The organism is Paenibacillus endoradicis (assembly GCF_024721975.1).
This window is the reverse complement of the sequence record NZ_JANQBB010000001.1, coordinates 343,187-355,885: the sequence shown is the minus strand read 5'-3', so window position 1 is coordinate 355,885 and position 12,699 is coordinate 343,187. Positions and strand designations below refer to the sequence as shown.

Here is a 12,699-nt window from a genome sequence, read left to right as displayed (position 1 = left end):
TACAAACATGTTATATACAGAGGTGAAGCAAATGAAAAAGGAACTAGTCATGATAACAGCTCTGTTACTGTTGCTATCTGGCTGCAGTAGTATGAACAGTAGTAATAAATCACCCTCCACCAATCAAAATGAGAACATCAATACTCAATCTGTTAAGCAACAAAATATCTCTAGCAATCACCAAGATACAATTGCACATCTTGAGGAGCTAGCAAAAAGTGTCGAAGGAGTTAACAATGCTCATGTTGTTATCATGGGAAATAATGCAATAGTCGGTATCGATGTTAACGCAGATCTAGAAAGATCACGCGTTGGAGTCATTAAATACTCCGTTGCTGAAGCATTTCGCAATGATACGTATGGCATCAATGCAATCGTAACAGCGGATATGGATCTTGGTGAACGCATTAAGGAGATTAGTGCAGATATCTCCGCAGGACATCCTGTAATGGGCATCGCTGAGGAGCTATCAGATATTGTAGGACGTATTATCCCGCAAGTTCCCGCAGATCTCATGCCTTCTCAAAAAGATCTTCAATACAAAGCAACAACTAAGGACAAAACATACAATACTCCCGACGATTTGGTAAAAGATACGGAGCATAGCTTAAAAGGGAAATAAATACACAAAAAGCCTAGTGTAGCCACTAGGCTTCCTTCGTTTCATATTGAAATAAAGCTATGTGTTGTAGCTCCCATAATACGACCATAGCTTTTCCCCCTTCATTTCACTTTTATGTGATAATCGAAGCTTAACTATTGATAGTATATGATATGTTCATGCTACTCATTCTGCTAATATAGATTGTAATAATTGCTTAGCTTCAGCAAGTGATTCTTCACTTGCTATTACGTAAGGATTATCCCATTTTCCCTGTAAACTCATAAATGTAATATTATCCATATTAATATTATAATAAGTTGACAACATACGGGTTAATTCTGAAGTAGGCATATCGGTATAAACATCATCACTCACTTCATCTATGACGTCACCGATCTTCGTAATACCACCAAGTGATATCATTTTTTTCATAATAGCGGAAAGAACGATACTTTGTCTATTATTTCGTTCAAAATCACTAGAAGCATTGGGATTAGCTTTAGATTGACGGAAGCGTACAAAATCTAACGTTTGTTTCCCATTTAGCGTTTGAGGGCCCGGTTGCAAGTCGATATCCGTATCGTCATGAGAATCCGTCCACTTCATTCGCATGTCCACATCAACATGAATGCCACCTAGTACATCAACTACATCTCTGAATCCCTGGAAATTAACAGATACTGCATACTGAATGGGAATGTCATAGAACTGTCCTAACACATCCCTCACTGCTGCTTTCCCTTTTAGCATAGCTCCATTTTTATCTTCACCATCTTTTTGAGCTTTTACATAGTAATTCGCATAAAACGCATTCGCTTTACGAACTTCTACTGCATCTTTTTCTTTACTATAATAAGAGATTCGAGTATCACGAGGCATTGCAATAACTGCCCCTTTTTTCGTAATAGGATTTAGCGCAGCAACTAACATAACGTCAGTGTTCAAACCACCGCCACCTTTGCGCTGATCAATTCCTAATAAAACCAAAGTTACTGGCTTGTCCTTTACTGATTCACCTTTTGCTATTGGAGCAATACTATTTGGTTCACCCTCTTGCTCGGTAACAATACTCATTTCTGGGAATTTACTATTAACCTTATTAACTATGTATGTACCGAATAATACTACTACTGCAACTATAATAATAATAATTGATAAGATCGTCGTAATAATTATTTTCTTTTTACTCTTCTTCTGTTTACGTGTTCCTCTTGAAGTCACCCGACTCTCGGTCGGTTGTGGTTGTGCATTCTTTGAAATTTGCTTGTTCATATATTCACCTACTCTTATTTTCATTAGAATATAAAAAAGCAGCACCCGTTGCCAAACGTAAAGACGGATGGTGTGAGTGCTGCTCTAATCAAATCATTACTTTGTTTCTGTATTGACTTTGTTATCTGTTGAAGATTTTCCTTTCCAGCTATCATATAACTGGCGCAAACGAAGTGTGAGCATCATAACAATTGCAATGGCCATACATTGAATAATAGGTAGCTTATCTACTTGCATAATAAGCAGAATAGCTGATCCAAAGATCATTGTAGCATACAACAGAATCTCACGAATTAATGGTAATCTAGCCTGTTGAGGACGGAATACCTTCTGAAAGATGAAAAAAGTCATTCCAAGAATGAGTAGATATGAAATGAGCATATGCTCACTTAACCATGTTTGCATTCTTACAACCTCCTCACAGTCTTATCATACTATTTATTATAAGTTTGCTAGAGCAGCTTTACGATGCTTCTCAGCACGTTCACGCTCACTCTTATTAAGGATTTTTTTACGAAGACGAATCGTTTTAGGAGTAATCTCACAATACTCATCATCATTCAAATATTCAAGTGCTTGCTCAAGAGAGAATAGCACTGGAGTTTTCAATTTAACAGTGTCGTCTTTACCCGAAGAACGAACGTTTGTTAATTGTTTTTCTTTACAGATATTTACGATAATATCATTATCGCGGTTATGTTCGCCAACGATCATACCTTCGTAAACTTCAGCACCTGGCTCTAGGAATAGGTGACCACGATCTTCAACACCCATCATACCATAGAAAGTTGTTGTGCCGTTTTCACTACTAACTAGAACGCCTGAGTGACGACCACCTACGTTAGAAGGAACATATTCGCCATAGCTATCAAAAGCATGGTTCATAATACCATAACCACGAGTTAGTGTTAGGAATGAAGTACGGTAACCAATCAAGCCACGAGCAGGAATAACGAATTCTAGACGAACTTGACCAGAACCATCATTAACCATATTCATCATTTCAGCTTTACGAGTTCCTAGGCTTTCCATAACAGCACCCATGCTCTCGTCTGGTAGATCAATTAGAAGACGCTCATAAGGTTCACTCTTCACGCCATCAATTTCTCTAACAATAACTTCTGGTTTAGAAACTTGTAGTTCAAACCCTTCACGTCTCATATTCTCGATAAGAATACTTAAGTGAAGCTCACCACGACCAGATACGATAAATGCGTCTGGACTATCTGTTTCGTCAACACGAAGTGCTACGTCAGTTTCAAGCTCTTTGAATAGACGTTCACGTAGTTTACGAGATGTAACCCATTTACCTTCACGACCTGCAAACGGAGAGTTGTTAACAACGAATGTCATTTGCAATGTTGGCTCATCGATTTTCAATACTGGCAATGCTTCAGGATTCGCTGGATCAGCGATCGTTTCACCAATATTAATTTCACGGATACCTGCAATAGCAACGATATCACCAGCGCCCGCTTCTTCGATCTCTAAACGTTTCAATCCTTGGAAACCAAATAGTTTCTCAATTCTTGCTTGTTTAGTTACGCCATCACGGTTAATAACAGCAACCGTTTGACCTTGTTTAATAATACCACGGTTTACACGGCCAACCGCAATACGACCAAGATATTCGTTGAAATCAAGCAAAGTAACTAAGAATTGAAGAGGATCAACCGTGCTCTCTGTTGGAGCAGGGATATTTTCAATAATTGTTTCATAAAGTGCTTGCATATTTTCATCTTGTTTATCAACGTTCATGCTTGAAGTTCCCATCAATGCTGAAGCATATACGACTGGGAATTCTAATTGCTGATCATTAGCACCTAATTCAATGAATAGGTCTAATACTTCGTCAATAACTTGAGTTGGACTAGCATTTGGACGGTCAATTTTGTTAACAACAACAATTGGTGTCAAGTTAGACTCAAGTGCTTTACGAAGTACGAACTTCGTTTGAGGCATACAACCTTCAAATGCATCAACTACAAGTAGTACACCATCAACCATTTTCATAATACGCTCAACTTCGCCACCGAAGTCAGCATGTCCAGGTGTATCTACGATATTGATCAAATAATCTTTGTAATTAATGGCTGTATTTTTAGCCAAAATCGTAATACCACGTTCACGCTCAATATCATTGGAATCCATTGCACGTTCTTGTACAGCTTCATGATCCTTGAATGTTCCCGATTGTTGAAGCAACTTATCAACCAATGTTGTTTTACCATGGTCTACGTGCGCAATAATTGCTATGTTACGTAAATTTTCTCTTGCCTTCATTAACTGTTACCACTCCATTTTCTTTAGTTAAACTCTTTTGTCTACCTACGCTTGCGTGTACCAAACATCAAGTAAAGACCAGCACCAACACATAATAATGCTACGACATAAATGCCCCAGCCCCATAATGCAACAAGCAACAAGCCAACAATTGACGCTGCACCAAGCCCAATAGCAGCTGTCTTTATATAACGCTGTTTCGGTGATCCAAACAGGTAGTACTCATACATACCTAGTGCTACACCAAAAATAAACAGCGGCCAAAGATAACGCAAATTACTCCATCCAAGTGCATTACAGAAAATAAAAAGTATGGCATACACAACCAACATGCCGCCTGGAACCAATGTAATTGCTGGAAGCACTCTACCAAAGTAAAGGACATGAATAAGAATCCCTGGGATGAGAACTAATATCGGCCAGAATATCGAGCCAAGAAAACTAAATACTCCCCATTTACCTAGAAGAATGACTAACCCTGCAAGCAATAAAAGTATCCCAGCGGAATATTTATTATTCATTACACGTTCCGCTCCTTAATTCTATAATTACCTGTTAATGTATCCATATCTTTATTAGTTTAACGGAATTGCGACAAAAAAACTAGGGTTATGAGTAGGTTTGCACAAAAAAACATATTCCCATTAATAAAAATCGTGGGAATATGTCCAAATTCATTCATTTTCTAATCGGTTTTTGCCTTAATATTGCTGCAATTATGACCAATGGAATACATAATAATGGAATTAAGGTAAGTGAGCTTGTCATTTTATAAAAAATGATATCATGAAGCCCTTGATCTCTGATTAGCATCTCTCCAGCAGCAAATGCAAGTAGTGATGCACCGATATAAGCTAAGAAAGGAAACCTCTTCATTAGATGATCGAGCAGTTTACTGCCCCAAATAATCATCGGAATGCTAAGGGCAATTCCGAGCATAATAAGAATAAAATCTCCCTTGGCAACTGCCGCTATAGCTAGTACATTGTCCAAGCTCATAACGAAATCTGCAGTAATAATGGTCCAGATTCCACTCATAAGTGTTACCTTCTTCATGTTTATCTCTTGATGTTGTGCTTGTTGCATATCAATAAGCAATTTAATTGATATATATAACAAGAGCAATCCACCGAACGCTTGTAGAAAGGGAATTTGAAGTAATGGAAGTGCAAGTAATACAAGAAAACATCTTAAAAACACAGCAACTAGTGTCCCCCACCACATCGCTTTGTTCCTTTGATGTATGGGTAGTTGATTACTTACCATTGCGATGACGATGGCATTGTCACCACTTAATAACAAGTTTATTAATACGATTTCAACAAAAATAATTAAGCTGTCCACATGCTCCCCTCCTCTTTAATAGAGGTATGAATAAGCTTGTATCAATATGTCATGAAATTAAAATTTTTCACTTCACGTTTGGCTATATTTGGTGTAAGCTTCTATATGGACAACTGAAAAGGAGGAACCGACCATGAACGTTTTAACAGGAGAATTTTGGCTTGCCTTGCTAAACATCATTTTTATCGATCTTATTCTTGCAGGAGACAATGCCATTGTCATCGCCCTAGCTGCTCGTAATTTACCAAAAGATCAACAGAAGAAAGCAGTTATTTGGGGTACAGTCGGTGCCATTTCCATTCGTATAGTAGCAACATTGCTTGTTGTTAAACTACTGGATCTGCCGTGGTTGCACTTAGTTGGTGGGCTACTTCTTATATGGATCGCTTTCAAACTTCTCGTACAAGAAGAACAACATGATAATGTAAAAGCAGGAAACACCTTATGGCAATCGATTCAAACAATCATTATCGCAGATGCTGCAATGGGTCTAGATAATGTAATTGCAGTTGCAGGTGCTGCCCAAGGACATATGTTGTTAGTTGTTATTGGATTACTTATTAGTGTCCCTGTCATTGTTTGGGGAAGTACATTGTTCATTAAGCTAGTTGATCGTTTCAAATGGATCATCTATGTTGGAGCTGCCGTATTAGCATACACTGCTTCTAAAATGTTTATTGATGAACACAAGTTCGGTAATATCTTCGAAGAAAATGTATGGCTTCAGTGGGCAGTTAAAATTGTTCTAATTGTAGGTATTTTGGGTTTAGGCTATATGGTCAATAAACGAAACGCTAAGAAAACTACTGCTACATCTTAAATATAGTTATCCAAAAAAGTCCACTAATGCTCTCTGTTTCAATGAGCATTAGCGGACTTTTTTGAAGATATTCTGTCTAAACTATTAGTCGTCAACTTATTGCACTTATCGTTTAATTAGTTTAATCCACTAATTTCTTTTGATGAATCATAAATTAAATTATGGTCTCTCATCAAAGAACAAACGTTCAACGGCTTCAATTATGAGCTAAAGAAAAGAAGCGCCTAGAGAGTAATAACCTCTCTAGACGCTTCTTTTTTATCATTCCGTTGATTAATCCTTGATTAGAACCAATCTTCTTCTGATTTATCCACTTGTCCATGTTCATGGTGTCCTTCAGTCATATTGAGAAGTACACTTTCTGTTCCCTCAACTGCTTGTTTAATCAAGTCGTTAAGATCTGGTAGTTGTTGCTCTACACGTTCAACAATTCGTAGATTAGGATTTGTACTTGGAGATTTCGGTAAGAATAAAGTACAACAATCTTCAAATGGTAAGATCGAAGTTTCAAACGTTCCTATTTGACGAGCAATCGTTATAATCTCTTGCTTGTCCATCATTATAACTGGCTTGATCATCGGCAATACAGTCGCACGTCCGATAACGTTCATACTTGACAATGTTTGACTTGCAACTTGTCCAAGACTTTCGCCAGTTACAATACCACCAGCTTTAAATTTCAATGCTAATTGCTCTGTAATACGAAGCATAGCACGACGCATCAATGTAATCGTTAAGTTTTCTTGATTACTATGAGTGATGCGAGTTTGAATTTCTGTAAATGGAACAAGATGTAGACGAATTGGAACACCGCTATAGTATGACAATCTTCTAGCAAGTGTAATAACTTTATCTGTTGCTTGTTGACTCGTGAAAGGATAACTATGGAAATGTACCGCCTCAATTTCAAGACCTTTACGAAGCGCCATCCAGCCCGCTACAGGACTGTCGATCCCCCCAGAAAGCAATAACATCGCTTTACCATTTGAGCCATAAGGAAAACCACCAGCAGCTGCAATGTTTTCCCAATACAAATAAGTAGCTTCTTCTTGGATTTCGATCTTCAGTTCCAGTTCAGGATTATGAACATCTACTTTCATATCAGGATATTGCGGTAATATATGAGAACCGATCAAATGATTCATCTCATGAGAACCGTGGGCAAATCTTTTCCATGCTCGACGAGCATTAATTTTGAAAGTAGCTGGAGTCTTATCTAGAGATTTCATAACCTCGTCAGCTGCTGCTTTAATCGCTTCAAGTTCTGAAGGTACAGAAATAACCGGACTAACTGAGATAATTCCGAACAAATCTTTCAAACGCTCAATGACTGGTTGATGTGGAATTCCATTTAGAATGACATATAGTCTTCCGTATGTTCTCCAGTAGGTTACCTCAGGAAACTCTTTCATTGCTCGCTTCACTGACTTTAGCATTTTATCTTCAAATATTTTACGATTGCGACCTTTCATTGTTAAGTCGCCATATCGTAACACTATACGATCGTACATCAATGTGTGTTGCCCCTCTCAAGATGTTTTAGTGACTGTATTATTTCATTCAACGCATCCACTAAAGTATCAATATCCGCTATTGTATGTTCTTGTCCAAAGCTAATACGAATGCCTCCAGTAGCTTCTCCTCTTGTTGCCCCTATAGCCATAAGAACACGACTAGGTTTATCGTCCTTGGAGGAACAAGCTGAACGAGTCGATGCTAGAATACTCCGTTGCTCCAACATATGAATAACGACTTCCGGCTTCATCCCTGGATATGAGAAATGAACGATATACGGAGATTGTGGTGCACCGCCATTAAGCTTTAATTCAGGTATTTCTTGAATTTTTCCACGTAAATATGTCGCTAATATTGCAGCAGCATTATAATGCTGATCTAATGATTGTATTGCTAATCGCAACGCTTTTGCACTAGCAACAACCGCAGCTATATTCTCAGTTCCTGCTCGTAAATTATGTTCTTGAGAGCCACCTACTTGTAACGGTACTAATTGTATACCATTTCGCATATAGAGAAAACCGACCCCACGAGGACCACGCAATTTATGTGCTGAACCACTTAATAAATCTATTCCCCAATCCTCAATATCAATATTGAGTTTTCCAAGACTTTGTACGGCATCAACATGAAATATTACTTTGGGATATTGCTTTAGCAATTGTCCGATTGCAGCAATCGGTTGTTCTGAACCTAACTCATTGTTAACATGCATAATACTTACTAGAATAGTATCAACCGTTATGTGCTGTTTCAATTGATCTAGTGATACATGCCCAGTAGCATCAACTGGAAGCTCAGTAATCGTAAAACCTTCTTGCCCGAGTTGTTGCATAGCTTCATGAACAGAAGCATGTTCTACTGCTGAAGTAATAATATGTTTGCCACGATTAGCATATTGACGGGCAACGCCTTTAATCGCTAAATTATTAGATTCTGTGCCACCAGAAGTAAACATCCATTTGCCTTGCTTCGTATGCATTAAACTAGTCAATTGTTCACGTGCTTTTTCAATAAGTTTTGCTGCCGCTACGCCACCACTATGCAACGAGGATGGGTTGGCATAATGTTTCGTCATGACTTCCATCATCGTACGCACAACATCCTCATGAGGAGGGGTAGATGCGCAATGGTCAAAATAAAGCATAACATGTAAACCTTCTTCCACTGTGATTAAATGTACAACCTACAATATACGATAAAAACGGGATATACGAAAGTGCCACTTTAACTTCCTTTAAGTGGAACACGTATTCCCGTTTCTTATTATTCTCGCTTATGTTCAACTTTATATTATGCTTGAGCTGATAATACTTTACCTATATAACGTTGTGTTTCTTGAGGCAGTAATGACATTTTTTGTTGCAAATCAGCGTTGGTAGCAATACCAAGACGATCTACACGACCAGGTCCTGCGTTATAAGCTGCAAGAGCGACCTGTTCATTGCCATTGTACTTTTTAAGTAGCATAGCCAAATAGCGAGTACCGCCTTCAATATTTTGCTGTGGATCATAAGAATTCGTTACACCTAGTCCTCTTGCTGTCCCGTCCATCAGTTGCATAAGCCCTTTTGCCCCTGCAGACGATACTGCACCAGCATTGAAGTTGGACTCTGTTTGAATAACTGCTTCAATTAAAGATGCATCAACACCATACTTTTGTGATGCTGCTCCAATTAGAGAAGCATATTGAGAGCTACCATAGCTACTTCCAACATTTACAGCTTCTGACGATGATAAACCAACTGTTCCTCTTACTGCACTTACTACTTCTTCTCCATATTGTTGAACATGACTTACTCCTGTTTGTCCGAGGTATCCCCATATAAGGTCTTGATCTGCTTCCTCCGAAGCTTTTCCAAGCGCAGGATCCCAAACTTTTGCTTCTTGCAATAATTCATCAAACTGGGACTTATTACTGGAATCACTTTGAACTTTTTTACCTGTATAATAGTTAAGCTGAGAATTTATTTGCTGTTGCATCATAGCTTTTGTAGTATTAATCTCCATAACTATTTCTATCCCCCACTTCATGACTGATAATTACTATATCGGCAGATCATTACTTTCAATAAATAGTGAAAATATCATAACTCGTCCATTATATCATAAATCACTTTATAGTATTTCCATTTTATGCAAAATGAGAGTAAAGGGCTGTTCGTCTACTAATAATATCCAAAAAAATATTCAATACTAAAGCAATATGGCGAAAAACGTACCTATTCATACTAAAATTGTTTGATTTCTTGCCATTAATCAGACTTTTGCGTTCCATACCCCTTAATAACTGCGTTATCGCCGCTTTTGTCATTTGCTATCAATACCTCTTATTTTATATGATATAGTTTAAGATGTAATTAAAAAATATTAGAAAAAGGATAGTGAAGATTAGAAATGGACATAGGTCTCAAATTATTCATGATTGCATTACTGATTTTTTTAACTGCTTTCTTTGTAGCCGCAGAGTTTGCGATTGTACGCTTACGTTCAAGCCGCATTGATCAGTTAGTACTGGAAGGAAAGAAAGGTATAGCTTCAGTACAAAAAATTTCTAGCAATCTGGATGCATATTTATCTGCCTGTCAGCTAGGTATAACTTGTACCGCTTTAGGTCTTGGTTTTCTAGGTGAACCGACAGTAGCTGCCATCCTGTTACCGTTGTTCCATGATTTAGGTATTAGCGAATCCATTAGTCATCCCGTTTCAATTGCAATTGCATTTATCGTCATCACATTTTTCCATGTAGTCGTAGGTGAATTAGCACCTAAAACTTGGGCTATTCAAAAAGCTGAACAAATTTCATTATTAACAGCTAAGCCGCTTATTATTTTCTATAAAGTATTGTATCCGTTCATCTGGACTCTAAATGGTTCAGCAAATGCCATTACTCGTCTTTTCGGCTTACATTCCGCGAAAGAGCATGAAGATGCTCATAGTGAGGAAGAAATTCAAATTATTTTGAATGAAAGCTATCAAAGTGGAAAAATTAATAACACTGAATATGGTTATGTTAGTCGTATTTTCGCTTTCGATGAATTGTTAGCTAAAGAAATCATGGTTCCACGTACAGATATGGTATGTTTGTATACAAATAACTCGCTTGAACAAAACTTTGAAGTTATTGAGCGTGAACAATATACTCGCTTTCCTGTAGCAATGGAAAGCAAAGATAATATCGTAGGTATGATTAATACGAAGCAATTATTTCTTGAACATTATAAAACGCATCAATTTGATCTGAAATCATTAATTCATCCAGTACTAAGTGTGTCTGAAGTAACACCTATTAAAACTTTATTGAAACGTATGCAGTTAGAACGCGTTCATATCGCTATACTAGTCGATGAGTACGGTGGGACATCTGGACTTATTACAATCGAAGATATTATTGAAGAAATTGTTGGTGAAATTCGAGATGAATTCGATGCTGACGAACGTAAAGAAATTGAGCAACTTGATGAGAACTGTTACCTGTTAGATGGAAAAGTTCTTCTCGACGAAATTCATGAGCTTACAGGAGCTAGTTTTGAAGATGAAGAAGTAGAAACCATTGGTGGTTGGGTTTACAGTAAGATGCAAGATCCTAAGCTAGGCAAGTCTTTACAATACGAAAACTTGAAATTCATTGTCCGTGAAACAAGCAAAAATCGTATTCGTAAAATTGAAATGCAGATTGAGTTACCTGTTAATCTTTCTGAAGAACATACCGCATAATATAAGGAGCTTATTGTTATACTTAGGTATAGACAATAAGCTCTTTTTTCATGTAATTATCGGTTTGATTTTTCGGAATATTTAAACTTTTTTCAAAAGGGTTGATTTATGTCATTAATTATGTGATAATACTTTTTGTCTTTGAAAATAATATGCCGTTGTAGCTCAACTGGTAGAGCAACTGACTTGTAATCAGTAGGTTGGGGGTTCAAGTCCTCTCGACGGCACCATTTTTTATTCAAACTCATATGTACATATTGGCCGTTGTAGCTCAACTGGTAGAGCAACTGACTTGTAATCAGTAGGTTGGGGGTTCAAGTCCTCTCGACGGCACCATCTTTATTCAAACTCATATGTTACATATTCGCCGTTGTAGCTCAACTGGTAGAGCAACTGACTTGTAATCAGTAGGTTGGGGGTTCAAGTCCTCTCGACGGCACCATTTTACAACATATACTTCTTCTACTCTTACGAGTGAAGAAGTTTTTTTATGCTTTATTATCAATGTTCCACGATTGTAAGTTAAGCTACTAATGAAAATAAAAAAACTGCCACAATGTTAGCAGCAGTTCATTAATCTTTACTCATCAGATTGATCCCATTTTTTTGAATAAGCTTTTTTTGTTACCCATAACGTCACCCAAGTGATGATCGCAATAATTATTATAGTGAAAAACCATACAGAGCCTGGTACACCGCCCAATATTACCCCTCCTAAAGTTTAATATAAGTATCTTAGTATTTTTCAATAATCTCCTAAGTAATAGCATCAAGGAAAAGTTTTAACATAAACTCACTACATTATTACCATTATAGTGTACACTAATTATACATTGGTATTTATGTTTAATATCGACAAATTTGCAACAAAAGGAGCGTACGACATGGATTTTCGTCTTGACCTATTAGATACTAAAATCGAATTTTTTGAAGCTTTATCGCTTAAAGAACTTGAAAATGCAATTGCTCAACAAATTGATAATAATAAAGCGCTTATGTTGGAGCCACATTCAATCTCTCATCATGTGACCTTTCATCCAATTCGCGAGAAAATGTTATATTCTGCAGTCGTTCATTTCAAGATTAAACGATAATTTGTTGCTGACAGAAAGCATTAAATAATATATGAGTGAAAAGAAGAAAC

At 37.3% G+C, this 12,699-nt stretch carries 13 protein-coding genes and 3 tRNA genes; 7 read left to right on the top strand and 9 right to left on the bottom strand.

What is annotated here, in order from left to right; all coding sequences use genetic code 11:
- Window positions 1-31 precede the first annotated feature (31 nt).
- The gene (locus tag NV377_RS01510; RefSeq protein ID WP_258199410.1) at window positions 32-622 is read left to right on the top strand and encodes a YhcN/YlaJ family sporulation lipoprotein; all 591 of its coding nucleotides are present in this window, start codon (window positions 32-34) and stop codon (window positions 620-622) included.
- 165 nt (window positions 623-787) lie between these two features.
- Here NV377_RS01510 and NV377_RS01505 read toward each other — a convergent pair whose 3' ends face one another.
- The 5 genes from NV377_RS01505 to NV377_RS01485 all read right to left on the bottom strand — a co-directional run bounded on the left by NV377_RS01505 (window position 788) and on the right by NV377_RS01485 (window position 5,503).
- Window positions 788-1,876: an LCP family protein gene (locus tag NV377_RS01505; RefSeq protein WP_258199409.1), complete on the bottom strand. Its 1,089-nt coding sequence runs from the start codon at window positions 1,874-1,876 to the stop codon at window positions 788-790.
- A gap of 96 nt (window positions 1,877-1,972) precedes the next feature.
- Window positions 1,973-2,281, bottom strand: a complete 309-nt coding sequence (locus NV377_RS01500; protein WP_258199408.1) for a YlaH-like family protein — start codon at window positions 2,279-2,281, stop codon at window positions 1,973-1,975.
- A gap of 36 nt (window positions 2,282-2,317) precedes the next feature.
- Window positions 2,318-4,159: a translational GTPase TypA gene (typA, locus tag NV377_RS01495; RefSeq protein ID WP_258199407.1), complete on the bottom strand. Its 1,842-nt coding sequence runs from the start codon at window positions 4,157-4,159 to the stop codon at window positions 2,318-2,320.
- A gap of 41 nt (window positions 4,160-4,200) precedes the next feature.
- Window positions 4,201-4,680 carry a hypothetical protein gene (locus tag NV377_RS01490; protein WP_258199406.1) on the bottom strand — a complete coding sequence of 160 codons (480 nt, stop codon included), beginning with the start codon at window positions 4,678-4,680 and terminating at the stop codon, window positions 4,201-4,203.
- A 157-nt stretch (window positions 4,681-4,837) separates the two neighbouring features.
- A complete protein-coding gene (locus NV377_RS01485) occupies window positions 4,838-5,503 on the bottom strand; it encodes a TerC family protein (RefSeq protein WP_258199405.1) in 666 nt (221 codons plus the stop codon).
- Between the two features lie 133 nt (window positions 5,504-5,636).
- On the opposite strand from NV377_RS01485, the gene NV377_RS01480 reads away from it, so the two are divergent.
- Complete coding sequence (locus tag NV377_RS01480) at window positions 5,637-6,323, top strand: TerC family protein (protein WP_258199404.1); 687 nt, start codon at window positions 5,637-5,639, stop codon at window positions 6,321-6,323.
- A gap of 284 nt (window positions 6,324-6,607) precedes the next feature.
- Here NV377_RS01480 and thiI read toward each other — a convergent pair whose 3' ends face one another.
- The 3 genes from thiI to NV377_RS25770 form a co-directional block, all read right to left on the bottom strand.
- A complete protein-coding gene (thiI, locus tag NV377_RS01475) occupies window positions 6,608-7,837 on the bottom strand; it encodes a tRNA uracil 4-sulfurtransferase ThiI (protein ID WP_258199403.1) in 1,230 nt (409 codons plus the stop codon).
- A complete protein-coding gene (locus NV377_RS01470) occupies window positions 7,834-8,985 on the bottom strand; it encodes a cysteine desulfurase family protein (RefSeq protein ID WP_258199402.1) in 1,152 nt (383 codons plus the stop codon). The genes thiI and NV377_RS01470 overlap by 4 nt, the downstream gene beginning before the upstream one ends.
- Window positions 8,986-9,131: 146 nt before the next feature.
- Complete coding sequence (locus tag NV377_RS25770; RefSeq protein WP_308860046.1) at window positions 9,132-9,848, bottom strand: lytic transglycosylase domain-containing protein; 717 nt, start codon at window positions 9,846-9,848, stop codon at window positions 9,132-9,134.
- 387 nt (window positions 9,849-10,235) lie between these two features.
- Between NV377_RS25770 and NV377_RS01460 the strand changes: the two genes are divergently transcribed.
- The 4 genes from NV377_RS01460 to NV377_RS01445 all read left to right on the top strand — a co-directional run bounded on the left by NV377_RS01460 (window position 10,236) and on the right by NV377_RS01445 (window position 11,997).
- Window positions 10,236-11,555, top strand: coding sequence for a hemolysin family protein (locus NV377_RS01460; protein ID WP_258199401.1), 1,320 nt, complete (start codon window positions 10,236-10,238; stop codon window positions 11,553-11,555).
- 154 nt (window positions 11,556-11,709) lie between these two features.
- Window positions 11,710-11,785 (top strand) — tRNA-Thr (locus NV377_RS01455).
- A gap of 30 nt (window positions 11,786-11,815) precedes the next feature.
- A tRNA-Thr gene (locus NV377_RS01450) sits at window positions 11,816-11,891 on the top strand.
- Between the two features lie 30 nt (window positions 11,892-11,921).
- Window positions 11,922-11,997 (top strand) — tRNA-Thr (locus tag NV377_RS01445).
- Between the two features lie 138 nt (window positions 11,998-12,135).
- Here NV377_RS01445 and NV377_RS01440 read toward each other — a convergent pair.
- Window positions 12,136-12,258: a hypothetical protein gene (locus NV377_RS01440; protein ID WP_258199400.1), complete on the bottom strand. Its 123-nt coding sequence runs from the start codon at window positions 12,256-12,258 to the stop codon at window positions 12,136-12,138.
- A gap of 181 nt (window positions 12,259-12,439) precedes the next feature.
- On the opposite strand from NV377_RS01440, the gene NV377_RS01435 reads away from it, so the two are divergent.
- A complete protein-coding gene (locus NV377_RS01435; RefSeq protein WP_258199399.1) occupies window positions 12,440-12,649 on the top strand; it encodes a YrzA family protein in 210 nt (69 codons plus the stop codon).
- Window positions 12,650-12,699: the final 50 nt, after the last annotated feature.